The 26286-nt window shown below is 48.9% G+C and carries 23 protein-coding genes; 8 read left to right on the forward strand and 15 right to left on the reverse strand.

The features are described 5' to 3' along the window. Window positions 1-8: 8 nt before the first annotated feature. The 5 genes from proB to UF06_RS12195 form a co-directional block, all read right to left on the reverse strand. On the reverse strand, window positions 9-1148 hold the full coding sequence (proB, locus tag UF06_RS12175; protein WP_039424408.1) for a glutamate 5-kinase: 1140 nt from the start codon (window positions 1146-1148) through the stop codon (window positions 9-11). Between the two features lie 128 nt (window positions 1149-1276). Continuing rightward, window positions 1277-1666 carry a sigma factor-binding protein Crl gene (crl, locus tag UF06_RS12180; RefSeq protein ID WP_039424405.1) on the reverse strand — a complete coding sequence of 130 codons (390 nt, stop codon included), beginning with the start codon at window positions 1664-1666 and terminating at the stop codon, window positions 1277-1279. 106 nt (window positions 1667-1772) lie between these two features. Further along, the gene (gene frsA / locus UF06_RS12185) at window positions 1773-3023 is read right to left on the reverse strand and encodes an esterase FrsA (protein ID WP_045570681.1); all 1251 of its coding nucleotides are present in this window, start codon (window positions 3021-3023) and stop codon (window positions 1773-1775) included. 109 nt (window positions 3024-3132) lie between these two features. Further along, window positions 3133-3597, reverse strand: a complete 465-nt coding sequence (gene tet(34) / locus UF06_RS12190; protein WP_039424401.1) for an oxytetracycline resistance phosphoribosyltransferase domain-containing protein Tet(34) — start codon at window positions 3595-3597, stop codon at window positions 3133-3135. 142 nt (window positions 3598-3739) lie between these two features. Continuing rightward, window positions 3740-5029 carry an NCS2 family permease gene (locus UF06_RS12195; RefSeq protein WP_045570682.1) on the reverse strand — a complete coding sequence of 430 codons (1290 nt, stop codon included), beginning with the start codon at window positions 5027-5029 and terminating at the stop codon, window positions 3740-3742. Between the two features lie 1018 nt (window positions 5030-6047). On the opposite strand from UF06_RS12195, the gene UF06_RS12200 reads away from it, so the two are divergent. From UF06_RS12200 to UF06_RS27760, 3 genes are all read left to right on the forward strand, one after another. Continuing rightward, a complete protein-coding gene (locus tag UF06_RS12200; RefSeq protein WP_045570683.1) occupies window positions 6048-7520 on the forward strand; it encodes an aminoacyl-histidine dipeptidase in 1473 nt (490 codons plus the stop codon). Window positions 7521-7665: 145 nt separating this feature from the next. Continuing rightward, window positions 7666-8724 carry a succinylglutamate desuccinylase/aspartoacylase family protein gene (locus UF06_RS12205; protein WP_045570684.1) on the forward strand — a complete coding sequence of 353 codons (1059 nt, stop codon included), beginning with the start codon at window positions 7666-7668 and terminating at the stop codon, window positions 8722-8724. A 113-nt stretch (window positions 8725-8837) separates the two neighbouring features. Beyond that, the gene (locus UF06_RS27760; protein WP_052702555.1) at window positions 8838-9305 is read left to right on the forward strand and encodes a hypothetical protein; all 468 of its coding nucleotides are present in this window, start codon (window positions 8838-8840) and stop codon (window positions 9303-9305) included. 79 nt (window positions 9306-9384) lie between these two features. Here the strand turns inward: UF06_RS27760 and UF06_RS12215 are convergent, their stop codons facing one another. Continuing rightward, complete coding sequence (locus UF06_RS12215) at window positions 9385-9702, reverse strand: DUF3622 domain-containing protein (protein ID WP_045570685.1); 318 nt, start codon at window positions 9700-9702, stop codon at window positions 9385-9387. 158 nt (window positions 9703-9860) lie between these two features. After that, the gene (purL, locus tag UF06_RS12220; protein ID WP_045570686.1) at window positions 9861-13784 is read right to left on the reverse strand and encodes a phosphoribosylformylglycinamidine synthase; all 3924 of its coding nucleotides are present in this window, start codon (window positions 13782-13784) and stop codon (window positions 9861-9863) included. Between the two features lie 295 nt (window positions 13785-14079). Between purL and mltF the strand changes: the two genes are divergently transcribed. Both mltF and UF06_RS26115 read left to right on the forward strand, forming a co-directional pair. Continuing rightward, the gene (mltF, locus tag UF06_RS12225; RefSeq protein WP_045570687.1) at window positions 14080-15666 is read left to right on the forward strand and encodes a membrane-bound lytic murein transglycosylase MltF; all 1587 of its coding nucleotides are present in this window, start codon (window positions 14080-14082) and stop codon (window positions 15664-15666) included. 249 nt (window positions 15667-15915) lie between these two features. Then, a complete protein-coding gene (locus UF06_RS26115; RefSeq protein WP_139046343.1) occupies window positions 15916-16053 on the forward strand; it encodes a hypothetical protein in 138 nt (45 codons plus the stop codon). Between the two features lie 53 nt (window positions 16054-16106). Here UF06_RS26115 and tadA read toward each other — a convergent pair whose 3' ends face one another. Further along, window positions 16107-16646, reverse strand: a complete 540-nt coding sequence (tadA, locus tag UF06_RS12230) for a tRNA adenosine(34) deaminase TadA (RefSeq protein ID WP_045570688.1) — start codon at window positions 16644-16646, stop codon at window positions 16107-16109. A 26-nt stretch (window positions 16647-16672) separates the two neighbouring features. Then, window positions 16673-17560 carry a LysR substrate-binding domain-containing protein gene (locus UF06_RS12235; RefSeq protein WP_045570689.1) on the reverse strand — a complete coding sequence of 296 codons (888 nt, stop codon included), beginning with the start codon at window positions 17558-17560 and terminating at the stop codon, window positions 16673-16675. 154 nt (window positions 17561-17714) lie between these two features. Here UF06_RS12235 and UF06_RS12240 point away from each other — a divergent pair, with 154 nt between their 5' ends. Continuing rightward, entirely contained in the window at window positions 17715-18845 is a 1131-nt protein-coding gene (locus UF06_RS12240) for an S-(hydroxymethyl)glutathione dehydrogenase/class III alcohol dehydrogenase (protein ID WP_020328115.1), read from the forward strand. Between the two features lie 107 nt (window positions 18846-18952). After that, window positions 18953-19801 carry an S-formylglutathione hydrolase gene (fghA, locus tag UF06_RS12245; protein ID WP_045570690.1) on the forward strand — a complete coding sequence of 283 codons (849 nt, stop codon included), beginning with the start codon at window positions 18953-18955 and terminating at the stop codon, window positions 19799-19801. Window positions 19802-19846: 45 nt separating this feature from the next. Here the strand turns inward: fghA and UF06_RS12250 are convergent, their stop codons facing one another. The 5 genes from UF06_RS12250 to UF06_RS12270 form a co-directional block, all read right to left on the reverse strand. Then, window positions 19847-21406: an AbgT family transporter gene (locus tag UF06_RS12250; RefSeq protein ID WP_045570691.1), complete on the reverse strand. Its 1560-nt coding sequence runs from the start codon at window positions 21404-21406 to the stop codon at window positions 19847-19849. Between the two features lie 274 nt (window positions 21407-21680). Next, window positions 21681-22097 (reverse strand): prepilin-type N-terminal cleavage/methylation domain-containing protein, encoded by a 417-nt coding sequence (locus tag UF06_RS12255; RefSeq protein WP_045570692.1) that lies wholly within the window; start codon window positions 22095-22097, stop codon window positions 21681-21683. Further along, a complete protein-coding gene (locus UF06_RS12260; protein ID WP_045570693.1) occupies window positions 22087-23397 on the reverse strand; it encodes a hypothetical protein in 1311 nt (436 codons plus the stop codon). The genes UF06_RS12255 and UF06_RS12260 overlap by 11 nt, the downstream gene beginning before the upstream one ends. Next, a complete protein-coding gene (locus tag UF06_RS12265; RefSeq protein ID WP_045570694.1) occupies window positions 23394-23984 on the reverse strand; it encodes a pilus assembly protein PilW in 591 nt (196 codons plus the stop codon). The genes UF06_RS12260 and UF06_RS12265 overlap by 4 nt, the downstream gene beginning before the upstream one ends. Beyond that, the gene (locus UF06_RS12270; RefSeq protein WP_045570695.1) at window positions 23965-24477 is read right to left on the reverse strand and encodes a GspH/FimT family pseudopilin; all 513 of its coding nucleotides are present in this window, start codon (window positions 24475-24477) and stop codon (window positions 23965-23967) included. Before UF06_RS12270 ends, UF06_RS12265 begins: the two co-directional genes overlap by 20 nt. Before the next feature lie 101 nt (window positions 24478-24578). Between UF06_RS12270 and UF06_RS12275 the strand changes: the two genes are divergently transcribed. Further along, window positions 24579-25013: a type IV pilin protein gene (locus tag UF06_RS12275; RefSeq protein WP_139046344.1), complete on the forward strand. Its 435-nt coding sequence runs from the start codon at window positions 24579-24581 to the stop codon at window positions 25011-25013. Between the two features lie 65 nt (window positions 25014-25078). On the opposite strand, the gene dnaJ is transcribed toward UF06_RS12275, so the two are convergent. Beyond that, window positions 25079-26224, reverse strand: coding sequence for a molecular chaperone DnaJ (gene dnaJ, locus UF06_RS12280; protein ID WP_045570697.1), 1146 nt, complete (start codon window positions 26222-26224; stop codon window positions 25079-25081). Window positions 26225-26286 lie beyond the last annotated feature (62 nt).

The raw sequence follows: 26286 nt of genomic DNA on the forward strand, positions 1-26286 counted from the left end.
GTTGCCGACTATTCTTGAATCACCACCATGTCATCACGGTGAATCACTTCTGAACCATAGTCGTAGCCCAAAATAGAGATGATGTCTTTACTGTGTTTCCCTGCGATTTTTGCCATATCTTGGTGCGAATAGCTGGCGATACCACGAGCGATCAGTTGGCCTTGTTCATTGGTGATGCGGACCACTTCACCACGAGAAAACTCGCCCAACACTTTGGTGACCCCTTTTGCCAGCAGACTGCTGCCTTTTTCCAGCACCGCTTTCACAGCGCCGCCGTCGATGACGATGTCACCAGAAGCGGCTGGGCCAGCCAAGATCCAGCGTTTGCGGTTTTCCAATGCCTCTTCGCATGGCAAAAAGCGTGTGCCTTGCGGCGCATCACCCAGTGAATCAAAAATCACGTTCTCTGCGCGGCCAGCAGCGATGATGACTTCAATACCTGCGCGGCGAGCAATATCGGCCGCTTGCAGTTTGGTCGCCATGCCACCAGTACCAAGCGTGGTGCCACTCCCGCCCGCGATTTTACGTAACGTGTCATCGATGGTTTTCACTTCTTTGATCAGCTCCGCATTGGGATCTTTGCGCGGATCGGCTGTAAACAGCCCTTTTTGATCGGTGAGCAGCAAAAGCTTATCTGCACCACATAAGATGCCCACTAAGGCAGAAAGGTTGTCGTTGTCGCCGACTTTGATTTCGCTGGTGGCCACGGCATCATTTTCGTTTACCACCGGAATGATGTCGTTCTCGACCAAGGCATTGATGGTGTCACGCGCGTTAAGAAAACGTTCGCGATCTTCTAGATCCGCACGAGTGAGCAGCATCTGGCCGATTTTAATCCCGTAGATGGCGAACAACGATTCCCACGTCTGAATCAACTGGCTTTGCCCAACAGCCGCCAGCAACTGCTTGCTCGCCATCGCATTGGGTAGCGCCGGGTAACCTAAGTGCTCTCGCCCGGCAGCAATTGCCCCTGACGAAACAACGACCACCGAATGGCCTTGCTTTTTGAGTTCTGCACACTGGCGAGCCAGCTCAACCATATGAGCTCGGTCAAGTGCCAACGTACCACCGGTTAACACGCTGGTGCCCAGCTTCACAACGACCGTTTTTGCCTGGAATGCTGCGCTGCTTTGTTGATTCGTAGTCATGATGTCTTCTGAAATGAAACACAAATTAAGATAAGAGTGGTTGTTTTAGCAATCTAATCGGCAATTCACAAGCAGAAAAGGTGCGAAAATCGCACCTTTTTAATTGTTAGAGCGCAAGCCTTAGAAAATCAGACAAATTCTACCGACTCGTCATGATAGGCGACGGTTAACTTAAACTGTTCATCCAAGGTTTTCACCAGCTTGGCATGAAAACAGTGCTGAGTTTGGTTCACTTCCGTCGCGACTTTTTTAGGCAGCGCTTCATTGAGCCAATTTCCGTCAGTATCGTATTTTCCCGCATGGTATTTTGCCGTGAATCCCCCTTCGACAGATTCAAGTACCATCCACCAGCCCCAAAACTCACGCAGTTCAGGGGACTTTCGATCATCTACACAAACAGACAAGCAGTCAAAGTAGTAATGCCCTTCCTTAGACTGAGGGTCTCTCAGGTAAGGCCCCATCGCACGCAGTTTGGTCAACAAACGGTTGTGAGTTGGGTTATTCGTCACTTCTGACATGTTGAATCTCCATTTTCTTCAATGTTAAGAATGACAATAATTTTTATTTATCATGAGGTTATTTTATTAAACTCATATTTCACTCTTGACTAAATTAGGAGGTTTGTCACCTTAATAGTTCATCTTCCAGCCACTTTATCGCCAAATCGAGGGATTGCTCATATCCTTGTGTAATTGTTTTGGCGCTAATTTGCTTCGCTTTGCCATAATTGCTGTAAAGCGCAACTAACTGATTGTCTGAATGGGGAGAAACGGGGTCGCCTTCTAAACTCATTGCCAAGATTGGCACTTTGGTTTTGCGGCTTGAAAGGAACCCTTGCACTTTTAAAGACCACGCCGCCATTTGCCCGGAGAGGCTGTAAATATCCACGACATTTTTGCCAAGCCTCGAAGCGAGGACATCGAGATACATCTTCGGCATGCTTTGCAGTTTTTGCGGTGAAGCAAATACATGATGAATCGGTGCACCGAGCGTCACACACGCTTTGATTTTTTCCTGCTCAAGGAAAGATAAGCGCACCATAGTGTTGCCACCAAAACGAAATCCAATCAGGCCAACACGGTGGTGGTCCACATAAGGAATGGAAAACAGTTCATTCAATACGGCTTGATGCAGACAACTGTAGTCCTCGGTTAACGGCCATTTGGCGCTGTAGCCGACGGACGGCATGTCTACCGTCAGCATGGCAATGTCATGTTTAGCCAGATGATCACGAAACAGTCGCCACATATCGGTTTGCAAGCTGTCGAGACCCGCACTGACGATCACCACCGGATGCGGTTTATCGGTATTAGTCAAATGCAGATGAGCAACAATGGTGCCCTTTTCGTAAGGGATCTCCAGTTGTTTAATGATGTATTGGCTCTTCTCGGCGGCTTCGAGATAAGCGCGATTGGCCAGCACCTGAGCTTGCAGGGCTAAATTGTCGTTTTTAAGGTGAGGATATCCGGCAATGCTGTAGCAGAGTGAGGCCGAAAACAGCTCTTCTGCTGCCTTTTCCTTGGCCATCTCAGCGGCTCGCTTTTGATGCAACATCCCCAGTTTTGTCCACTCATAAGCCCAGTTACCACTGTGATAACCCATGACGGTATCCAGCCACTGCTCGTCCGTACGGGAATGTTTTGAAGAGGCGATAGAGGCCAAAACTTGCTCTTGCTCTATAGGATCAACGCCTTGCCATACCCACTGCAAACGGCGCAAGTTGCGATACCAAGCGTAACCCGTTTTGGCTTTCTGTTCGTCCAGCAGTGACTGGCTGGTTGGCATATATTGAGTTAATGCCGAGGTTTCTTTCGCCTGTTTATGCTTCACAAACAGAGTTTCAGACAAGTTTTTGCTGGTTTCTTCTTCAGACATACATGACTCAGGGCACTTAGCTAACATCAGAGATTTAGGCGAAACAGTATAACAGCAATAAAAAAAATGGCCCATGCAGGGGCCATTTTTTTACGCGTTAACAACGGTTTTACTTTTGCTTGCGATTGACTGGCTCTGCATAAGAGAGCGCCATATCCCAAGGTTGTTCAATCCATGTATCTTGTGCAATATCAACAACGTAGTCATCGAGCAGCGCTTTACCTGATGGCTTGGCACACACAGCAATCAATTTCGCTTTTGGATACATTTCACGCAACTTACGTGCTGTATCACCGCTATCGACCAAATCTTCAACGATCAAATAGCCTTCACCATCGCCTTCTGGCGCTTTGATGACGGTCATGTCACGCTGGTGATCATGATCGTAGCTAGAGATGCAAATCGTGTCGACGTAGCGAATACCCAACTCACGTGCCAAGATAGCACCAGGAACCAAACCACCGCGACTCACGGCCCAGATACCTTTCCACTGCTCTGCTGGCATTTGTTGCTCAGCCAGTTTGCGGCAGTAAGTTTGCATGGCATCCCAAGTAATAACGAATTTGTTGCTCATTGTAATAACCTAATTATTTGAAAATCTGTTGCCCCAAACGGTTTTCGGGCTCTCATCATGATGAGAGCCCGAAAAGTAATAGAATGTCTGGGTTTCGAGCTGCGCAAACGATTATTCTACCGGAACGCAACAGCAAAAGCTATTAAGCGAAAAGATACTTAACGATAAAGATCGCCGCCATCACCCACACACTCAAAGAGACATCGCGCCCTTTACCACTGAACAACTTAATGGCGGCATAAGCGATAAAGCCAAGCGAAATACCTTCCGCGATAGAGAACGTTAAGGGCATCAGCAGGCAGGTTACTACCACTGGCGCCGCTTCAGTGAGATCGCGCCAATCAATGCTCACTAGACCCGAAAGCATCAAGATTGCCACGTAGAACAGCGCTCCCGCTGTCGCATAAGCTGGGATCATGCCCGCGAGAGGAGAGAAGAACAGTGCCAACAGGAACAGCACACCCACCACGACCGCTGTCAAACCAGTACGACCGCCAGCGGCTACTCCAGAGACGCTTTCGATATACGAGGTGGTGTTTGAAGTACCTAGCAGTGCGCCAACCGAAGTTGCCGTCGAGTCCGCTAGCAGTGCTTTGTTCAGACGAGGGATCTTACCATCTTTTTCGATCAGGTCAGCTTTGGTTGCGACACCAACCAAGGTGCCGGCAGTATCAAACAGGTCAACAAAAAGGAAAGCAAACACGACCGAAATCATGCCAACTTCAAATACCGCGGAGAAATCTAGCTGTAAGAAAGTCGGAGCAATACTTGGCGGTGTTGACATCACACCAGCCCATTGCACATCGCCAAAAACCAGGCCCAATCCGGTTACCGCCAGGATAGCGATCATTACCGCACCTTTAACACCGCGATGTACTAAGGCGATAGTGAGGAAGAAACCAACAGAAGCAAGAACGGGAGCCAGAGAAGTAATATGACCGAGAGAAACCAGCGTTGCTGGGTTGTCAACAACAATACCTGCATTTTTCAGGGCAATGAAAGCCAAGAACAGCCCGATACCCGCTGAAATACCCGTTCTCAATGAAAGTGGAATGGAGTTGATGATCCACTCACGGATCTTAAAAATACTCAATAAGATGAACAGCACACCAGAGACAAACACCGCCGCCAGCGCGACTTGCCAAGTGTAGCCCATGCCTAACACCACCGCGTAGGTAAAGAAGGCATTCAGGCCCATGCCAGGTGCTTGCGCGATCGGACAGTTCGCCCACAAGCCCATAATGAAACAACCAATCGCTGCAGCAAGACAGGTTGCAACAAATACTGCTCCACGATCCATTCCTGCATCGGCAAGAATCGCTGGGTTAACAAAAATGATGTAAGCCATCGTTAAAAAGGTGGTGACACCTGCGATGATCTCAGTGCGCACATTGGTGCCATTTTCACTGAGTTTAAATAGCCTTTCGAGCATGATCGAATCCTGTAAGAGTAAAAAGTAAACGGTTGCGTAATCGATTGGCTGCCGATTATAAAGTTATCAAATAACAAATTCCAGATAGATTTTTTACTCGAATCGAGATTTCACTGGCTTCAAAGACAGAAAAAAGTAAGTCGAACGATGAAGAATGATATTTTTCTTTAGGAAACAATAAGAAAAAACAACAGGTTTAAGAACTGGTATGCAGAAAAAATCGACAATGTCATAAACTTTCAATAAATAAATCGACCGCTTTGCCGTTTTTACATTACAAAAATGCGGTCAAACCGACCAAATGCGGTCAATAAAATACATAGAGGAGAAATCGAGGTAGGACAAAATGCGGGCATAAAAAAACGCCACTCAACAAGAGTGGCGGTAGAATCATGTCAGCACTATTACTGAAAGAAAATTCCAATTTATAGGGGTGAACAAACTGTTCAGGGTCACATGCCGTTGGTTAACTGGATTATTTGTAACCAAAGCTTGTTGGGTAAGCAAAGTTACTGGTGTAAACCGAGTGGTTGGACCAAAACATTGCAGAAGCTAAACCTTTCATAACTATCACCTTTACTAAATCAATAAGACACGTTTGATTTCTCGGTTCCTTGGAGGCGATAAAACGGACTCATCCTTTGAGCATTTCTTTCTTCGCTTAAGAAGTTGGTTATAAATATACCACAAAGAAATTTTATTACAAGTTTTTTAGTGACTTTTATCACATAAATTTCTTTTATTGACTAGCATCAATCTTTTAACGAAATTAAATTACAAAAATATCATTCGGAACTTTGCATAAAGAAAGGAAGCCGCGAAACGTACACAAATAAGCAAGTGAACGTTCACAGAATGTGACACTCTCGTTGTAAGCGCATCGTCAACGCAACTACTCGCCATACTCTGCTAGTGGTATGCTTACTGCTGATTTATTATCAGCAGACTCGGCATTTATGCGCAGAAATCGGTCTGCTGCAGTACGCCATCTGGCAAATAATATGTAAAGGAGTCATCCGTGTCTGAATTCCATTCTGAAATCAGTAGTCTGTCCCCCGCTCCCCTTTGGCAGTTTTTCGACAAAATTTGTTCTATCCCTCATCCATCTAAACATGAAGAAGCGCTCGCGCAGTACATAGTGACTTGGGCAACGGAGCAAGGGTTAGAGGTTCACCGTGATCCAACGGGCAACGTATTTATTAAGAAACCAGCCACCGCGGGTATGGAAAACAAAAAAGGTGTTGTGCTACAAGCGCACATCGATATGGTTCCACAGAAGAATGAAGACACCGATCATGACTTTACCCGCGATCCTATCCAGCCATACATCGATGGTGAATGGATAACCGCAAAAGGCACCACGCTTGGCGCAGATAACGGCATCGGCATGGCCTCTTGCCTTGCTGTACTGGCATCAAGCGAGATCAAACACGGCCCACTTGAAGTGCTGCTGACCATTGATGAAGAAGCGGGCATGACTGGCGCATTTGGCCTTGAAGCAGGTTGGTTGGAAGGTGAGATTCTCCTCAACACCGACTCAGAGCAAGAAGGCGAAGTCTACATGGGCTGTGCGGGTGGCATTAATGCAGAGCTGTTTTTTGATATCCAACGTGAAGCGTTACCACAAGGTTATGTCGCCCGCCAGCTGATTCTTAAAGGGCTCAAAGGCGGCCACTCAGGCTGTGATATTCACACAGGTCGTGGCAACGCAAACAAACTGATGGCGCGCTTTTTAGCAGGCCATGCCAATGAACTCGACATGCGTCTGATTGAGTTCCGTGGTGGTAGCTTGAGAAATGCCATCCCTCGCGAGGCCTTTGTCACCGTTGCGCTGCCTGAGGAAAACCTCAGCAAACTGGCAAAACTGTTTGAGTTTTACACTGAGCTGCTCAAATCTGAGCTCGGTAAAGTGGAAACCAATTTGGTGACCTTTAATCAAGAAGCATCCAGCGACGCACAAGTCTTGGTGATGGCCGATCAACAGCGTTTGATTGCCGCGCTCAACGCTTGTCCAAATGGCGTAATGCGCATGAGTGATGAGATTGAAGGTGTGGTTGAAACATCGCTCAATGTCGGTGTGATCAAAACCGAAGAGAATAAAGTAAGCGTATTGTGTCTGGTTCGTTCGCTGATCGATTCAGGCCGTACTCAAGTGGAAAGCATGCTGAAATCAGTCGCAGAGCTTGCCGGAGCACGTATTGAACTTTCTGGCGCTTACCCAGGTTGGAAGCCAGACGCCGATTCTGAAATCATGGCGATTTTCCGCGACATGTACCAAGGCATTTACGGCCACAAACCGAATATTATGGTGATCCACGCAGGTCTGGAATGTGGTCTGTTTAAAAAACCTTATCCTCAAATGGACATGGTTTCTTTCGGTCCAACGATTAAGTTCCCTCATTCACCTGATGAGAAAGTGAAGATTGACACCGTCCAACTTTACTGGGATCAAATGGTTGCGCTATTGGAAGCTATTCCAGAAAAAGCGTAAGACAACTTGCTAGCAACTTTCTTAGGGCTCCTGTGGGAGCCCTCTTTATTTCATCAACGCTTTTTGTCGTACCCGCAATAAGACAGAATGGTGTATAACTTTGCCAGTTGATAAAGTCGCAATGATAGTAAAGGCAGGAAGTACTATGGTTCGCAATAAGAAAAATAAGATATTTGAGATTTTGGGGCACAAGATCAAACCGGGGCAGAGAGAAGAGATCGAGTTAGATGCCGCTCAGCTCTACACGCACTCACCACTGTCAATTCCAATTGAAGTGATCAACGGCCGCTATGCGGGACCGGTTATCATGGTCAACGCAGCCATTCACGGCGACGAACTCAATGGTGTGGAAATTGTTCGCCAGTTAATCAATAGTTTAGATCCACAAAAAATCCGTGGCACAGTGATTGCCGTGCCGATCGTCAACGTTTTTGGTTTCATTCACAAATCACGCTATTTGCCAGACAGACGCGATCTTAATCGCTGTTTTCCGGGCAGTGAGAAAGGGGCGCTGGCATCACGCATGGCTCATACATTTTTCAACAATGTAGCGCTAAGAGCGGACTACATTATCGATCTGCACACAGGTGCGATTCACCGCACCAACCTGCCGCAGATCCGCGCCAATCTCAGCAACCCCGAGACACTGAAGATCGCCAAAGTTTTTGCGGCCCCAGTGATCGTCGATTCTGCTCTGCGCGATGGCTCCCTTCGCTCGGAAGCAGAAAAGTGTCAAATTCCGGTTTTAACCTATGAAGCGGGTGAAGCGCTACGTTTTGATCCGCTTTCTATCAGCGCCGGTGTTCATGGTGTCAAACGGGTGATGCAGTCCATTGGCATGCTGCGCGCCAGCCGTAAACGCTTCCCTGATCCGGTGATTGCCAAATCAACCAGTTGGGTACGCGCTTCGGGCAACGGCATTCTGCGCACTGTGGTCAATCTCGGTGCCAAGGTAGAGAAAGGAGAAACACTTGCCTACATCAGCTCTCCCCTTGGTCATGATGAAGTTGAACTGCTAGCACCTAAAGGTGGGATTGTGATTGGCCAACAAACGCTACCTCTGGTGAATGAAGGCGATGCTATCTTCCATATTGCCTACTTCCGTCAAGACGATGACTCAGTAGAACAAGTGGTTGAAAGCTATATTGAAGAGTTGGTCGACGCCGACGCCGACACTATTACCACTGGGCAGATCCCGTTATAAACTCGCCCCGGTTTTTACTGGGGCCATACAAATCGATACAGAGCCATAATTGAACAACGTTTAATTCGTTTTTATTATGTTTGGCTGTTATTTCCTGTGTCGATTCTGATTCAATGCTACCCAAACGTTTTCATCTCTCGCTCAGCGCTATGCTGCTGAGCCCCTCTCTTTTCGCACACTCTGCTGGAGAGCCAAGTGGCGAAATAGCCCAGTACCTACAAGAACAGTTCACCGTTCAACGACTAAAGAACGATACTGACCTTTTAGGTCAAACAGCGCCAACAGACTTAGATCTGGATGCGCGCCCCGCTCAGGTTGAATGGCAAATCGACAGCGTACAAAACCGACCCAAGTGCATTTTGACACAAAAAGAAAACGCCACTTCTCACGTAGATTTCGATTACGGTGAAGCCAACGATCTGTCGGATGGCTTACAACACATTGATCTACCAAAGAAAAAGAGCCGACAGGTTTATCAGCAATCGCTTGTACCATCAGGTAAATGGGGTAATCAACCGCCGTATGTCGTAAAAAACGACGCCTCACTCAGCCTGTCGATTTCCTCCGATTGCTTCGAATAAAACGGCAACGCCAAAAGATGAAAAGAAAAAAGCCCTGACTGCGAATCAGGGCTTTTCTGTTTGGTCAGAGAGCGTTAGCTTACGCTTCGTCGTCTTCTTCATCATCCATTTCGGCGTCACGTGTGCGGCGTAATTCAGCTTTACGAATTTTCGCGCTTAGCGCTTCCGCTTCACGTTCCTTACGCATTTGGCCTTTGCGCTCGTTACGAACAACTTGGTTTTGCACAAACTCAGCCAGCTCTTTTTCCGCCCAAGCTTGAGCCAGCGCTTCACTTTCAAAACCCATTTGGCGCTTGGAGACAACTGTCTTACGAGATGTCACTTGACGAGTGATCTCTGCCGCCCAACCTTCACGTTTTTCAGTTACGCGGATAGCAAATTTTTTGTTTTTCGACATTTGAAAGTTTCCTAAGGGAGTATTAAGGGATCAACGCCATCCCTTGGCAAGCGCGGTATTAGAGCACAAATAAAAGAGGTTGGCTATCCATCACTGGATAAAAAAACCGCCAGAGCAAAGCCCTAGCGGTTGAAGAGATAAGGTACTGTTACTGGCGATTAACCGAGATTCTTACGCGCGTTTTGGAACATACGCATCCAGGCACCATTTTCACCCCAGTTATCTGGGTGCCATGAGTTCGCCACAGTGCGGAAGACACGCTCTGGGTGCGGCATCATGATGGTGACACGGCCGTCTTTGGTTGTCAGACCGGTAATCGCATTGGGTGAACCGTTCGGGTTGTTCGGGTATTGCTGCGTCGGCTGACCGAAGTTATCCACGAAACGGACTGCAACCGTACCAGATTGTTCAATCGCATTGAGGTGCGCTTCATCGCGAACTTCCACGCGACCTTCACCGTGAGAGACCGCAATCGGCATACGAGAACCCGCCATCCCATCGAAGAACACAGAATCTGACTTCTGCACTTCAACCAGGCTAAAGCGCGCTTCAAAACGCTCCGATTCGTTGCGCACGAAACGTGGCCACAAGTCTGCACCCGGGATCAGTTCTTTCAGGTTAGACAGCATTTGACAACCGTTACATACACCTAGCGAGAACGTGTCCTGACGGTTGAAGAACTGCTCGAACTGTTCGCGAGCCTGCGCATTGAACAGCACCGATTTCGCCCAACCTTCACCCGCGCCCAGCACGTCACCGTAGGAGAAGCCACCACACGCGACCAGACCTTGGTACTCATCCAGCACCGCTTGACCGGTCAGAATGTCGCTCATGTGAATGTCGACTGCGTCAAAACCCGCACGGTCAAACGCTGCCGCCATTTCAACGTGTGAGTTCACGCCCTGCTCACGCAGAATCGCCATCTTAGGCTTCGCGCCGGTATTGATCATCGAAGCTGCAATGTAAGGTGCCGCAACATCTTGGTTGACATCAAAGCTCAGTGACACATTCAGACCTGGGTCTGAGTTGTCTTTTTTCGCCGCAAATTCTTGATCGGCACACGCTGGGTTGTCGCGCATCGCTTGCATCTTGTGCGTGGTCTCGGCCCAGATGGTACGCAGTTCAGTGCGTGAGCGCTCAAGCAGAATCTCATCACCTGAGGTGATAACGAAATTGTCTGACGCTTCTACCTGACCAATCAGATGTGAACAATCCGCCAGACCATGAGCCGCCAGCGTGGCCATTACCACATTCAGTTCATCGTTCTTAACCTGAATCACCGCACCCAACTCTTCGTTGAACAGCGCCGCCAGCACGTCGTCACCCAGCGTTTCAATGTTAGCTTTCACACCACAGTGACCCGCGAACGCCATTTCAGCCAGGGTGACAAACAGACCACCGTCGCCTTTATCGTGGTAAGCCACGAGTTTGTCGCTGCGAACCAACGTTTGTATCGCATCGAAGAAGCCTTTCAGTTGATCGGCGTTGTCCACATCCGCTGGCTTGTCACCCAACTGCTTGTACACTTGCGCCAGTGCCGTCGCGCCGAGACGATTCTGACCGTTACCCAGATCCACCAGCAGCAAAGACGTTTCACCCAGTCTTTCCATGGTAGCAGGCGTACGCAGTTGGGGTGTGATGGTCTTACGCACATCTTCCACACGCGCAAACGCTGTGATGACGAGCGACAGCGGCGAGGTCACTTCTTTGTTTTCGCCGTTCTCGTTCCACTTGGTCTTCATCGACATCGAGTCTTTACCAACAGGAATGGTCAGGCCCAGCGCCGGACACAGCTCTTCACCCACAGCTTTCACCGCTTCGTACAGACCCGCATCTTCACCCGGGTGACCGGCTGGAGACATCCAGTTCGCTGACAGTTTGATGTGTTTGATATCGCCGATATCCGTCGCCGCGATGTTGGTCAGAGACTCACCCACCGCCAGACGCGCCGATGCGCCGAAGTCAAGCAGAGCGACAGGAGTGCGCTCACCCATCGACATCGCTTCACCGTGGTAAGTGTCGTAGCTTGCTGCCGTTACCGCGCAGTTGGCCACTGGCACCTGCCAAGGACCAACCATCTGGTCACGAGCCACCAGACCCGTCACGGTGCGGTCACCGATGGTGATCAGGAAGGTTTTCTCAGCCACAGCCGGCAGACGCAGCACGCGATCCACCGCTTCATTGAGTTCGATACCGCTGCGGTCAATCGCCGGGCTGGTCACTTTCAGCGTGGTCGCTTCACGGTGCATTTTCGGCGGCTTGCCAAGCAGAATGTCCATCGGCATATCGATTGGCATGTTATCGAAGTGGCTGTCTTCCAGAGTCAGATGACGCTCTTCCGTCGCCACGCCCACCACTGCATAAGGTGCGCGCTCACGCTTACAGATGGCATCAAACATCTCCATGTTCTCCGGCGCAACCGCCAGCACATAACGCTCTTGCGATTCGTTACACCAGATTTCCAGCGGGCTCATGCCCGGTTCATCGTTTGGCACGTCACGCAGTTGGAATTTACCGCCACGATCGCCGTCGTTAACTAGCTCAGGCAGTGCGTTCGAGATACCACCCGCGCCCACATCGTGGATAAACGCGATTGGGTTCGCATCGCCCAGTTGCCAGCAGCGGTCGATCACTTCCTGACAACGACGTTCCATCTCTGGGTTTTCACGTTGTACTGAAGCAAAATCCAAATCTTCTGCCGACTGACCCGACGCCATGGAAGACGCCGCACCGCCGCCCAGGCCGATGTTCATCGCCGGACCGCCCAGCACGATCAGTTTCGCGCCAACCGGGATTTCTTTTTTCTGTACGTGTTCGTCACGAATGTTACCCATACCGCCAGCAATCATGATTGGCTTGTGGTAACCACGGATCTCTTCACCCGCGTGTGAGGTGACTTTCTCTTCATAAGTACGGAAGTAACCCAGCAGGTTTGGACGACCAAATTCGTTGTTGAATGCCGCGCCGCCCAGAGGACCTTCAATCATGATATCCAGCGCGCTGACGATGCGGCTTGGTTTACCAAAATCACTTTCCCAAGGCTGAACGAAGTTAGGGATGCGCAGGTTAGATACCGTAAAGCCCACCAGACCCGCTTTTGGCTTACCGCCGATACCCGTTGCGCCTTCATCACGAATTTCACCGCCGCTACCTGTTGACGCACCTGGCCAAGGCGAAATCGCCGTTGGGTGGTTGTGCGTTTCCACTTTCATCAGAATGTGGGCATCTTCGTGGTGGTAAGTGTATTGACGCGAGTCCGGATCCGGGAAGAAACGGCCGACTTTCGAACCGGTCATCACCGCTGCGTTATCTTTGTAAGCAGACAGCACGTGATCCGGCGTGGTTTCGAAGGTGTTCTTGATCATCTTGAACAGCGATTTGTCCTGATCAACACCGTCGATCGTCCAATCCGCATTGAAAATTTTGTGTCGGCAGTGCTCAGAGTTTGCCTGAGCAAACATCATCAGCTCGATGTCATTCGGGTTACGACCCAGCTTGATGAAGTTCTCCACCAAGTAATCAATTTCATCTTCCGCCAGTGCCAGACCAAGGGAAACGTTGGCTTCTTCAAGCGCAACTCGGCCGCCTGCCAGGATATCCACCTGAGTCATTGGCGCGGGTTCTGCCACGCTAAATAGCGCTTGTGCCGCGTCGAGTTCAGTGAACACCACTTCCATCATGCGATCGTGCAGCAAGGCTTGCAGAGTGGTTATCTGCTCTTGCGTCAGCGCCGCTTCGCTCTCAACGTAGTACGCCGTACCGCGTTCCAGACGTTTGATCGACGCCAGGCCACAGTTGTGCGCAATGTCGGTTGCTTTAGAAGACCAAGGAGAAATAGTGCCCGGACGAGGCGTCACCAGCAGGAGTAAACCCTGTGGCTCGTGTTCTTGAATGGTTGGACCGTAAGTCAGCAGCTTCTCTAACTTTTCCAGTTCCTGAGCATCTAACTCGGTTTTGAGGTCGGCAAAGTGCATGAACTCAGCGTAAATACCGCTCACAGGCAGGGCTTGTTCACGACAAAGTTCCAGTAGTTTGTTAACACGAAACTCAGAAAGAGCTGGGGAGCCACGCAAAATTCTCATGTGCTTAGGTCTCTTATGCAATTGATTAAGGTGATATTGGAATAAATTCAAAAGCTTAATGAAAAACTTGCGAACTTATGCCGATTCCACCTCTCCTTTGCGGGCGCATTATAAAGGATTTGTTTTTGTGATGTAACAGCAAAAGCAACCGTTTGCGTCATTTTTTTTGTCAAACTGGCAATACAGGCAAAATGTTCTGTCGCTTGAACATCGGCGATGAGAAATCAGGCTTTTACTTTGCCAGTGCTGCGAGCTTTGATATAAAGGGACCAATTGCTTCTTGAGAATATCGTTAATGCGCTTGATCCCGTTAGCCAGAATCCGCCACTATCTTCTACTCTCGGCCGCCGTGCTGATACTCTCTGCCTGTCAGATAGAGTCAAAACCCGCCAGCGAGCTGGATCAGATCAAACAACGTGGCGTACTGCGCGTGGGAACGCTCAATAACCAGCTCTCTTACTACATCGGCCCCGATGGTCAAGCCGGTTTAGATTATGAACTGGCCCGTCAATTTGCTGATCAACTCGGCGTGCGTTTGGAAATCAAACCCGCTTACCGCCAAGCCGAGCTATTTCCTATGCTCAAGCGTGGTGATATTGACCTGATCGCGACCGGATTGAGCCAAAGCAAAAATGCCGTTAACCAGTTTCGCCCGGGACCTGCGTATTACTACGTCAGCCAACAAGTGGTGTACAAGAATGGCGATTTACGCCCGCGCAATCTTGAGCAGCTCATTAGCTACCAATCAGAAAAACAACAGAACACCAGCAGCGAAGCGCAAGACGATGACAGCATCAATGACGCCGCTGCCGCTACGTTACAAGTGGTTAAACAATCTCAGTACGCTTCCACGCTCAGAAGATTGCAGAAGGATTACCCCGAGCTTGCCTTCCAAGTGATCTCCAACGCTGACACCAACGATCTGCTGAAAAAGGTTTCGCAAGGTGAACTGCGTTTTACCGTGACCGATTCGGTTGAGCTCTCTCTTGCCCAGCGTTTGTATCCAGACCTTGCTCTGGCTTTTGAGCTGACGGAAGATCAGCCCGTCTCTTGGTTTGTGCGCCGCTCGCCAGATGAGTCGCTGTACGCCATGTTGATCGAGTTCTTTGGCGATGTGAACCAATCGGGGGAGCTGGCGCGTCTGGAAGAAAAGTACATCGGCCACATCGGCTCCTTTGATTATGTCGACACGCGTGCCTTTATTCGTGCGCTCGACAGCCGCTTACCGAAATGGGCACCGCTGTTTGAGCAATATTCGGCGGAATTTGACTGGCGTTTGATCGCTGCATTGGCCTATCAAGAGTCCCATTGGAACCCGCTGGCTAAATCACCAACGGGTGTGCGCGGCATGATGATGTTGACCCTACCTACGGCGAAAAGCGTTGGGGTGAGAAATCGCCTCGATCCGGAACAATCGATCAAAGGCGGTGTTGAGTATCTGCGTCGTATTGTCTCGCGAGTGCCAGAGTCGATTCCCCAGCATGAGAAAATTTGGTTTGCCTTGGCTTCTTACAATGTTGGCTTTGGTCACATGATGGACGCGCGCCGTTTGACTAAAAAACAGGGCGCTAACCCCGACTCTTGGGGCGATGTCAAAGAGAGATTGCCACTGCTAAGGCAGAAGAAATATTTTAGCCAAACCCGCTACGGCTTTGCCCGTGGTGATGAGGCAAGAAATTACGTGGAAAACATTCGCCGCTACTATCAGTCGATCATCGGTCATGTGGGACAACGCTCTTATTTACCAGCCAATGATGACGGGGAAATATTGGTTATTCCACCGCTTGAAGGCGAAGAGCTACTCACCCCCGATGAGATATCGGATGTTGCAGCAGAGACGTCGGATGAGGCAGAGATCTCATCTGTCTCGGCAGAAAAGTAGTTTCTGCCGAGGATTTTTCTCTCGGTGGATTGATTTTTGGGGAAGGATTTCTCTAAAATCGCCCATTCGCTATTTACTGGCGCGTTGTCACTGAACGCGCCTTGTAGCCAGTAGAGACGGCTTTTGCGCCCGCTGCGCTTGAGTTCTCAGTCAACCATTCCCATTAACCTAAGTGCTTCGTTTCTTCACTCCCAGTGATGGGAACAAGCAGAGCTGATGGGGATTTTTTGTCGTAAGCAGGAGGTCGTGATGTTGAAACGTCGTGTCCAATCAAAACGCCTGAATAAAACCGTTGCCGCTAACCGCCGCAAACGTAAATTAGCCAACACTAAAAGAAAAATCAGCGAACGTAACCGAATTTACGTTCATCTCGTTAATCACGCGTAATTTTGTGCAAACATCTACACAGTGAGATGTTTGCCCGCTTTTCTCTCTTCTCACTAGTGAGCCACGCCATTATCTTGCCCAGCATCGCGCTTTGCCGCGTCTTTCTGCGCTTTGATCTCTTTGCGCCGACGTTGGAAAAACGCCTGCAGTTGCTGGCGGCATTCCTCTTCCAACAACCCCTTTTCCACCGTGGCATAGTGATACGCCGCCTGACTGCTGAACAGATCCATCACCGTACCTGCCGCACCGGCTTTGAGATCCGGCGCACCATAAACGATGCGTTTAACTCTGCTGTGCAGCAAGGCGCCCGCACACATCGGACACGGTTCAAGCGTCACATACAAGGTAGTATCGAGCAGACGATAGTTATGCAGCGCCGCGCCCGCTTTGCGCAGTACCTGAATTTCGGCGTGCGCAGTGGCATCGCAGGCACCTATGGAGCGGTTCCATCCTTCCGCAATGATCTCGCCATCTTTGACCAGCAACGCACCGACGGGCACTTCACCTTCCGCTTCAGCCTGCTGGGCAAGTTCCATCGCTCGGCGCATGAAATGTTCATCTTCAGGGGTAAAAGTGGCGGTTGTATCAGTCATGGAAACCTCATCTGTTGGGGGCGCAATTATAGCGACATCGCTGGTGCAGATAAATGCTGCGCCAGATAATCCACCAGCAAACGTACTTTCGACGATAAATGGCGGTTTTGCGGATAAAGCGCCCAGACCCCTTCCCGATCATCACGATAACTTGGCAACACTTCGACCAAACGGCCCGAAAGCAGATGCTCTTCGACGTAATAATCCGGCAGTTGCGCCAGCCCCATACCTTTGAGCACCGCATCCAGCAATACGACGCCGCTGCTGCAACTGAGGCGTCCTTTGACACGAATCGAGCGCGACTGCTGATTTTCTTTGAAACGCCAGTGATCGTATGTTCCGACCAGACAACTGTGTTTAGTCAGTTCAGACAGAGTGTGCGGCGTGCCACATTGGGCAAGATAGTCCGGCGTCGCACAGACATACAAATGGCGGTTGCTCAGACGACGGGCAATAAAGCTGGAATCGTCCAACTGACCAAGACGCACCGCAACATCCACGCCCTGCTCAATCAAATCCAGTTTCTGGTTTGTCAGGACTAATTCCAACTCCAGCTTCGGATGCTGCAGCAAGAAATCGCTCAGCAAAGGCGCAATTTTCTGTTCGCCGTAGGTAACAGGCGCCGTCACTTTCAGTTTACCTCTCGGCGTTTGTTGCATCTGAGTCACAGTCAGCTCAGCCTGCTCCAGCCCCTCCAACAATGCACGGCATTGCTGGTAATAGACCTGACCGGCTTCGGTGAGCGAGACTTTGCGCGTCGTGCGCAGCAGCAACTTGACCCCCAGCCGCTCTTCCAGCAACGCAATCCTTCGGCTGACATTCGCCACCGAGGTCACCAAGCGTTTTGCTGCCTGAGTAAAACTGCCTGTCTCTGCGACGGCAACAAATTCACTGACCCCTTCCCAACTCGCCATTTCACCTTATCCGTTGTTTATTATTACAATACCGTAAAAGTTATTCTCATTTTGACCCAATTATACCGCCAAATGAAAGGACTATACTGACAATCTTGGCTGGGCGTTTAGCCGCGCCCCCACTCGATTGCAATGTATGAAAAGGAATCACTCCATGTCTCAAGACAAATTCATTAAATCTCGCGCCGCGGTTGCCTGGGGCCCAAATCAGCCACTGAAGATGGAAGAAGTGGACGTTATGCTGCCACGTAAAGGCGAAGTTCTGGTGCGCATCGTCGCTTCGGGCGTTTGCCACACGGACGCGTTTACCCTGTCTGGTGATGATCCTGAAGGCGTATTCCCGGCGATCCTTGGCCATGAAGGCGGTGGTATCGTTGAAATGGTTGGTGAAGGCGTCACCAGCGTGGAAGTGGGCGATCACGTCATTCCACTCTACACCGCCGAATGTGGCGAATGTAAGTTCTGTAAATCAGGCAAAACCAACCTGTGTAGCGCTGTGCGTGCCACTCAGGGCAAAGGCTTGATGCCAGACGGCACGACGCGTTTCTACAAAGATGGCGAACCCATTTTCCACTACATGGGCTGTTCAACCTTCTCTGAATACACCGTGCTGCCAGAAATTTCGTTAGCGAAAGTCAACAAAGAAGCACCACTGGAAGAGATCTGTCTACTGGGTTGTGGCGTGACCACGGGTATGGGCGCAGTCATGAACACCGCTAAAGTGAAAAAAGGCGACACCGTTGCCATCTTTGGTCTGGGTGGTATCGGCTTGTCCGCGATCATCGGCGCTCGAATGGTTGGCGCGAGCCGCATTATTGGTATCGATATCAATGAGAAGAAATTCGAACTGGCGAAACAACTGGGTGCAACCGACTGCATCAACCCACAGAAATTTGATAAGCCGATTCAGGACGTCATCATCGAGATGACTGATGGCGGCGTCGACTTCTCGTTTGAATGTATCGGCAACGTGAACGTAATGCGTCAGGCGCTGGAATGCTGCCACAAAGGTTGGGGCGAATCCGTCATCATTGGTGTTGCAGGCGCAGGTCAGGAAATCTCTACCCGCCCATTCCAACTGGTAACTGGCCGAGTATGGCGCGGCAGCGCATTTGGCGGCGTGAAAGGCCGTTCACAACTGCCGGGCATTGTTGAGCAATATCTGGCGGGGGAATTTGGTCTGCAGGAGTTCATTACTCACACCATGCCACTCGACGAGATCAACCAAGCGTTTGAGCTGATGCATTCGGGTGAAAGCATTCGCTCGGTGATCCATTTCAAATAATCGCCCCCCTCAGCAATGACGGGTGGCGCTGACCGGATAATAGAATGTTGCCGCCAGCAAAGCGGCAACATTGTTTGGGCAGGCAATACCTCGTCAAAGGAGTCACCATGAGTTTAACCAATCTTACTCAGGCCAAAGTGTTTGATGGCTGGCACAAGCAGTATCAGCATCATTCGGACGTGTTGAGCTGCGACATGCGCTTTGCGATTTATCTGCCGCCTCAAGCCACCGCAGGCACGCCAGTCCCTGTATTGTACTGGTTGTCTGGGCTGACCTGCACCGATGAAAACTTTATGCAAAAAGCCGCCGCGTTTCAAAAAGCGGCCGAACTGGGTATTGCGATTGTCGCGCCGGACACCAGCCCCCGTGGCGAGCACGTACCGGATGATCCCGACGGTGCGTACGATTTCGGCTTGGGTGCAGGCTTCTACCTCAATGCGACACAGGAGCCATGGAAAGCCAACTATCAGATGTACAGCTACATCGTTGATGAATTACCGAAACTTATCGAAACACATTTTCCAGTCAGCACACGTAAGGCGATTTCTGGCCACAGTATGGGCGGCCACGGCGCATTGACCATTGGTGCGAAAAACCAGAACCACTACACCTCAATTTCTGCTTTCAGCCCAATCTGCCATCCGATGGCGGTGCCATGGGGTCAGAAAGCGTTTCGCCATTATCTGGGCGACGACAAATCGGCCTGGGAACACTACGACGCGGTCGAACTGTTTAAATCGCACTTGGTGCGCACCCCCATTCTGATTGATCAGGGCGAAGCGGATAGCTTCCTGCAAGAGCAGCTCCAGCCGGAAACACTGATGAGCGTCGCTAAAGAGAGGGATATTGACATCACGCTGAGAATGCATCCTGGCTATGACCACAGCTACTTCTTTATCCAAAGCTTTATTGCCGATCATTTGGCGTTTCACGCGAAATACCTCAAAACCAAGTAACGGCACCGATATGAAAAAGCCCGCTGTCGCGGGCTTTTCTTTTATCTACATGCTGTAGGTGTACGGCGCCTGAATACCAAGTGGAATGCCTAGCGCCCAGTAAGCGAGCAAGAACAACGTCCAGCCAATCAGCATCGCAATCGAGAATGGCATCATCAGTGACGCCAGCGTGCCGATCCCCGTCGCTTTCACGTAACGCTGGCAGTACACCACCACCAGCGGGAAGAACACCATCAACGGTGAAATGATGTTCGATACAGAGTCGCCCACGCGGTAAGCCGCCTGAGACAACTCGGGAGAAATCCCTACCGCCATCAGCATCGGCACCAGAATCGGGCCGATCAACGCCCATTTGGCAGACGCTGAACCGATCAGCAAGTTAACCGCAGCCGTTAACAAGATCATGCCAACGATGGTCGCTTCACCGGGCAAGTTCATCGCTTTAAGCCCTTCGGCGCCGTAAAGCGCCAGCATGGTACCCAAATTGGATTGTGCAAACGCAGCAAGAAACTGAGCGCAGAAGAATGACATGACGATATAAGCGCCCATAGTCGACATGGTATCCGCCATCGCTTTGATGATGTCATTGCTGGTTTTAAATGTGCCCGACACTTTGCCGTATACATAGCCTGGAATGATAAACAGGATAAAGATCAGTGGCACAATCGATTTCATGATCGGCGCAGAAAACGCGGTGATTTCCCCTTCAGGAGAACGCAGTGCCGAGTTTTCTGGCAGCAACGCCACTACTAAAAGTGCAATGCCAGCCAACATCGCCCAGCCCGCGTAACGGAAAGCTTTCGACTCGATGTCAGTGAAGGAACCAAGATCAGGCGCTTCTTCGGCATCCACGTCTACAGGCATTTTCTGCAAACGTGGTTCAATGATTTTCTCGGTCACATACCAGCCAATCGCGACGATAAGGACTGAGGAGAGGCCGGTGAAGAAAATATTGGCCAGAGGATTAACCACGTATTGAGGATCAAGCACTTGTGCAGCGGTCTGAGTAAAGCCAGCCAACAGAGGATCGATACCAGAAGGAATAAAGTTGGCAGAGAAACCGCCGGATACGCCAGCAAACGCCGCGGCAATACCCGCCAGAGGGTGGCGGCCCGCTGCGTGGAAAATGATCCCGCCCAGTGGAATCACCAACACATAACCCGCATCGGCCGCAGTGTGCGATACAATCGCCACCAGAATCAGCATCGGCGTGAGCAGTTTCGCTGGGGTGAAGTTGAGCATTTTCTTCAGGCCCGTGGTGATAAAGCCCGAAGAGTCGGCAACGCCGACACCCAGCATCGCCACCAATACAATGCCAAGTGGCGCAAAGCCTGTGAAAGTTTTCACCATGTTTGCGAGAAAGCTTGCTAAAGATTCGCCAGTCAAAAGGTTGTTGATCGCAAGTGCTTCACCGGTGCGTGGGTTGGGAATGTCAAACGTCACATTCGACAGCAGAGCAGATGCGGCCCACGTGATGATCAATGCCCAGAAGAACAAGATAGCGGGATCTGGAATTTTGTTCCCTGCCCGCTCGATAAAGTTCAGAAAACGATCCATTCCGCTCGGCTTCGGAGATGGTGCTTGATTTACTGCTTGGTTACTCATGGTAACTCCATAATCAATGATGTTGCTGTGTCAGACGAATATAACTTATCGTTTTCGCCTTTTTTCAACGTCATATTCTATTAAAAGCGCAAATCAAAAGCACAAGATTCCGTCAATTTTTCCATATTCGGAGACATATTTTGCAAAAAATGCGATCAGCAAAAACAATTCACTAACATCCCCAACCGCGAAAATGCAACAAAGTAAGCACCAATTTTTAATACATTGTGGTTATTTTTTTCTGCAACCAAGACAGGAAGCAGCGAAAAGCAATTTAGTGCGTATCAAACTCGCTGTATTTGGAAATCATGGTTTTGAGCTCAACAGACTGGGGATAACCAAGGCGATCGGTCCAAGTGGTTTGAATATGAATAGTTTTCAATGCCCCAGAGAGAGCGGTGGCGGGGACGCTCCAAGTCACTGTATAAGGAGGATGAGACGCATCCGAGCCTGCCACGATATCATCGGCAAAGTTGGCCACTGTAATTGCCGAAGATGCAGTTGCACCACGAGTGCGGAACCATTCTAACTTTTGCTCGGCTAAGTTAAGAGCCTCAATACTCTGAATGGCGTAGTCGGCTTTTTGTTCGATGTAAACCTGAAGTTTGACTAAACCCAGAGCACCAATACCAATCAGCACAAAAGAAATCATCACTTCCAATAAACTAAAGCCACGTTGTTTATTGTGCATTCCAGCTTCCTTCTTGCCATTGAATATTATTAGAAATAGAGGTCGGTCTTTTTCTTGAGTCAAATATCAAATTCATTGAACCTGCGATAGAAACACCTAAGCCATCACTATCAAATCCATATCCACCAACTGCGTAAAAAGAGCCAGCATCAACATAGACTGTTTGGTTTAAATCTGTATATTGTTTACCAATTGTAAAATCAGTTGGGGCTCCGTCGGATGTAGCAAACAGACTATCCCAATAATTTTTCAAATTTTCTGGGATAAATTGTGGTTTTGTTTTATCGACTAAATGAAATAGTGTTCCTCCAAATGTCGTTGCGCCTGTGTTAATAAAAATCCCATCTTGAATGACTAAGGTATATTTCTCATGGCTACCTTGAATGACTAAATTTCCGTTAATTGCACAATTACCTGTTATCCAAACTTGGTCGACATTCTTAAACGCATCTTCAATAACTTTTTTGCAATTCTTTGCATCGGTAATATTTATTCTGCCCGCTTCAGGAAAGGATGATTTTACTTTGGCAATATTTTCTGGTGTTTTTTTGTAGCCAAAGAATGAATTAAAAGGATCCGCATCCGAATTGTAGACAAAATCATCTTTTAAGCTTGAATTAGAGGTTTCTGGTTTGTCCGTTTTTGTAATTGATGTTCCCTTTTCCACAGTAACATTCGTTGTCGTGTTTGAAGTACAATCTCCAGCCGGAGAGCCTGCATACAAAGCATTTTCGTCTATTCCTTGAGTTATATATTTGCTCTCCGATGACGGAGCTTTGATGGTATAGCTGTATTTGTACGTAATTGACACGCATTCATATTTACCATCTGCATTGGGAGCTCCATTGGCATCTGGCTTTACGTTCAATTGCCCAAAAGTAGTGAGCCTTGAGGTGGTTTGTATCGCCCCTTTTCCTGTGCTTGTAGACCTAGAGAAGATTTTCTCTAAATTTGACCAATCATTTTGCGTTTTAGCGTGAATTCTATAGGCTGAGCCACCTAAATCTGATACATATAATTTTTTGAGTTTTAATGAATTTTTACAAATAGCATCTAGTTCAGTGTGATCGTCAGGAATTACAGATGCAATTCTCGATACGTCTTCTTTCACATAGGTAAACAAACACTCCAATCCCCCCTCTGCAAGCCAGTGATCTTGCCTTGACTTGACTTCATTTTGTGCTCGCTTAATTTGGTAAAACAGCGTTTTATAGGAGCCCAAAGTGATCACTAAAGCGACCGAAAGCAATATCGATGTGATTAATAATGTTGCTACCCCTTGTTGATATTGACGCATCATTGCCAATTCCTTTGTTGAACTTGTAATGACATCGCATGAGAAACCGATGAGTCTTTTTTTAATTGAGCCTTCATAGAAATAGTAACAAATGCACTTTCTGCTGAATCACCCAACAATACTTTTTTATTAATATCAAACTGAGTCACTTTAATCTGTTTAGGATCAAATAGATCGAAACAACCTTTAGCAGCGGATACAACTTTTATAGGTAACGAAGAGTCATTTTGACAATATTCCAACATGCCACTATTTAGTCTATAGATAGTATTACTTGTTTGACTCGATGTTTTCCGATAAACATAACCAATCGCATTTGATTGCTGGTAAAGTACGGTGGTTGAACCAGAAAGCATCATTGAGTTTGTTGCTATACCATCGAACCCCGCTCGCTGAATATCCTCTTTAATTTGCTGCATCACGCTGTTCATTTGCTGAAGAAGCATGATTTCTTTGCTGCGTTGAGCAGCAGATTTTTGATTGGAGAGAAAAACAGAGCCAACAATAGTCAGGGCCATTCCTCCTAGTAATGCCGCGATCATAAACTCAACTAGCGAGCTTCCAAGTTGCTTAACACTTTTCAAAGCCATACATTGCCTCGCTTACAGTGCAGAGCTTGATACGACCAGCTCGGTTATGGACCACGACTTTAATCGGTTTCTGATCCGTTTCTGATAGTTTAATCGTGATATTGCCCGCTTCTAGGGGATTACCCATCACATGATCAAACTCAAGAGTATTGAGTGTACCTGTATTGGAAACCCATACATTGCGATATCGGCGACCATCAAAGACAGCCAAGGTATTGGCACTGCTTACAGCTGAAGAGGAAGAAGCCGTAGAGAGAGATAAGGTCCATTTTCCATCCGATGCAGGAAGTCCATCGATATGCACCCACAAATCTTGGTTACGAAGCACTGCCTCTGATTTCGCTTGAATAAGAAAACCATGTATTTCATTGGCTAAGTTAACTGCTTTTGTTTGCTGACTCACTTTTGAAAAATTAGGTGATGCAAAAAGTAACAATACAGTTAAAACCACAACCGTAATTAAGAGCTCCAAGAGTGTAAAGCCGCGATGCATTTCCCAAAATCCTTTGCAAACAGCGAGATAATAATGAATCAACTTGCATAGATGCTAACAGCTATCAAAAATAGTGCAGAGCTTAGAAGAGAAGTATGGAAATGATTCGAAGAAATTTTTGTAACCCAATCACTGTTCAACACAAAGGCATGACATTGATCGAAATAATGATTGTGGTTGTGGTCGTCGGCATCTTAGCCGCCATTAGCTATCCAAGTTATAGCAAGTACGTTATTGAGTCGCATCGAACGGTGGCAAAAGCGGATATGGCTAAAATACAGTTAGAATTGGAACGAAGTTATAACGGTGGTTACCAATGGTCGCAGATTATTTCCGGCGGCAATTGCATAATTTGTGACTCTATCGCGGAGCGATATGAGTTTTCTGTTGCCAGTTCCGCAACCATGTCGTACACCATTACCGCGACAGCAAAAACCACTAAAGGTCAAAACAACGACCCATGCCTAGCCAATGAAACGGTGAAGAAAATGACGCTCGATTCCACCAACACCGCGAAACCAGCGGCGTGTTGGTAGCAAGAAAGTAAAAAGCCCGTTTGGCAACACCAAACGGGCTTTTTTAGCTTAGAAAGCGCTATGAACTAGCTAGTGAGATCGTCAAAGAACTTCTTCACGCCGTTAAAGAAACCTTCCGATTTTGGCTTATGCTTAGTCGCCGCTTCGCCGCCGCAAGATTCCTCAAACTCTTTCAAAAGTTCTTTTTGACGAGCACTGAGGTTGATTGGCGTTTCAACCACAAGCTTAACGATCAGATCGCCGATGGCACCGCCGCGAACACCTTTGACGCCTTTGCCGCGCATGCGGAACATACGCCCTGTTTGCGTTTCGCTTGGCACTTTTAAGCTCACGCGACCGTCGAGTGTTGGCACTTCGACTTCGCCACCCAATGCCGCCATCGCAAAGCTCACTGGCACTTCACAGTAAAGGTTGTTGCCATCACGTTCAAAGATATGGTGTTCTTTGACATGAACTTGTACGTACAAATCACCTGCTGGAGCGCCCATTTCTCCCGCTTCGCCTTCGCCGGAGAGACGAATACGATCGCCTGTGTCGACCCCGGCAGGAATTTTCACATTGAGCGTTTTCTTCTTATGCTTACGACCTTGGCCGTGGCAAACATTACATGGGTCTTTGATGATCTTGCCTTTACCATGGCAGGTAGGACAGGTTTGCTGCACGGCAAAGAAGCCTTGACGCATTTGCACTTGGCCGTGGCCATGACAAGTCCCACAGGTTTCTGCCGAGGTGCCTTTCTTCGCACCGCTACCGTCACACGAGTCACAGTGTACCAAGGTGGGCACTTCGATCTCTTTTGAAACGCCACGCACCGCTTCCTCTAGGGACAACTCCATATTATAACGCAGGTCGGCACCACGTTGAGCACGAGGACCACCACCACGGCGACCACCACCAAAGATGTCGCCAAACACGTCGCCAAAGATGTCGCCAAAATCCGCGCCGCCCCCGCCAAAACCACCGCCGCCGAAGCCGCCGCCACCTTGCTCAAAGGCAGCATGACCATATTGGTCATAGGCCGCTTTCTTCTGCGGATCAGTCAGAATCTCGTACGCTTCTTTTACTTCTTTAAACTTATCCGACGCTGAATCGTCACCCTGGTTACGGTCTGGATGGAATTTCATCGCCAGACGCTTATACGCCTTTTTGATGTCGCGTTCAGAGGCATCACGGCCAACGCCTAATACTTCGTAAAAATCACGTTTTGACATGTTCTTCGTCACCAATTATTTACTGCAAACGGCACTAAGCCTGGTGTTTGTATCGATATAGA

It is taken from the genome of Vibrio sp. S234-5 (genome assembly GCF_000960595.1).
GTDB lineage: Bacteria > Pseudomonadota > Gammaproteobacteria > Enterobacterales > Vibrionaceae > Vibrio.

Excerpts from the sequence above, each read along its gene's own strand:
- proB (WP_039424408.1), bottom strand. The coding sequence starts at position 1,148 with ATGACTACGAATCAACAAAGCAGCGCAGCATTCCAGGCAAAAACGGTC.
- crl (WP_039424405.1), bottom strand. The coding sequence starts at position 1,666 with ATGTCAGAAGTGACGAATAACCCAACTCACAACCGTTTGTTGACCAAA.
- frsA (WP_045570681.1), bottom strand. The coding sequence starts at position 3,023 with ATGTCTGAAGAAGAAACCAGCAAAAACTTGTCTGAAACTCTGTTTGTG.
- UF06_RS12195 (WP_045570682.1), bottom strand. The coding sequence starts at position 5,029 with ATGCTCGAAAGGCTATTTAAACTCAGTGAAAATGGCACCAATGTGCGC.
- UF06_RS12205 (WP_045570684.1), top strand. The coding sequence starts at position 7,666 with ATGGTTCGCAATAAGAAAAATAAGATATTTGAGATTTTGGGGCACAAG.
- UF06_RS27760 (WP_052702555.1), top strand. The coding sequence starts at position 8,838 with ATGCTACCCAAACGTTTTCATCTCTCGCTCAGCGCTATGCTGCTGAGC.
- UF06_RS12215 (WP_045570685.1), bottom strand. The coding sequence starts at position 9,702 with ATGTCGAAAAACAAAAAATTTGCTATCCGCGTAACTGAAAAACGTGAA.
- purL (WP_045570686.1), bottom strand. The coding sequence starts at position 13,784 with ATGAGAATTTTGCGTGGCTCCCCAGCTCTTTCTGAGTTTCGTGTTAAC.
- mltF (WP_045570687.1), top strand. The coding sequence starts at position 14,080 with ATGCGCTTGATCCCGTTAGCCAGAATCCGCCACTATCTTCTACTCTCG.
- UF06_RS26115 (WP_139046343.1), top strand. The coding sequence starts at position 15,916 with ATGTTGAAACGTCGTGTCCAATCAAAACGCCTGAATAAAACCGTTGCC.
- tadA (WP_045570688.1), bottom strand. The coding sequence starts at position 16,646 with ATGACTGATACAACCGCCACTTTTACCCCTGAAGATGAACATTTCATG.
- UF06_RS12235 (WP_045570689.1), bottom strand. The coding sequence starts at position 17,560 with ATGGCGAGTTGGGAAGGGGTCAGTGAATTTGTTGCCGTCGCAGAGACA.
- UF06_RS12240 (WP_020328115.1), top strand. The coding sequence starts at position 17,715 with ATGTCTCAAGACAAATTCATTAAATCTCGCGCCGCGGTTGCCTGGGGC.
- fghA (WP_045570690.1), top strand. The coding sequence starts at position 18,953 with ATGAGTTTAACCAATCTTACTCAGGCCAAAGTGTTTGATGGCTGGCAC.
- UF06_RS12250 (WP_045570691.1), bottom strand. The coding sequence starts at position 21,406 with ATGAGTAACCAAGCAGTAAATCAAGCACCATCTCCGAAGCCGAGCGGA.
- UF06_RS12255 (WP_045570692.1), bottom strand. The coding sequence starts at position 22,097 with ATGCACAATAAACAACGTGGCTTTAGTTTATTGGAAGTGATGATTTCT.
- UF06_RS12260 (WP_045570693.1), bottom strand. The coding sequence starts at position 23,397 with ATGATGCGTCAATATCAACAAGGGGTAGCAACATTATTAATCACATCG.
- UF06_RS12265 (WP_045570694.1), bottom strand. The coding sequence starts at position 23,984 with ATGGCTTTGAAAAGTGTTAAGCAACTTGGAAGCTCGCTAGTTGAGTTT.
- UF06_RS12270 (WP_045570695.1), bottom strand. The coding sequence starts at position 24,477 with ATGCATCGCGGCTTTACACTCTTGGAGCTCTTAATTACGGTTGTGGTT.
- UF06_RS12275 (WP_139046344.1), top strand. The coding sequence starts at position 24,579 with ATGATTCGAAGAAATTTTTGTAACCCAATCACTGTTCAACACAAAGGC.
- dnaJ (WP_045570697.1), bottom strand. The coding sequence starts at position 26,224 with ATGTCAAAACGTGATTTTTACGAAGTATTAGGCGTTGGCCGTGATGCC.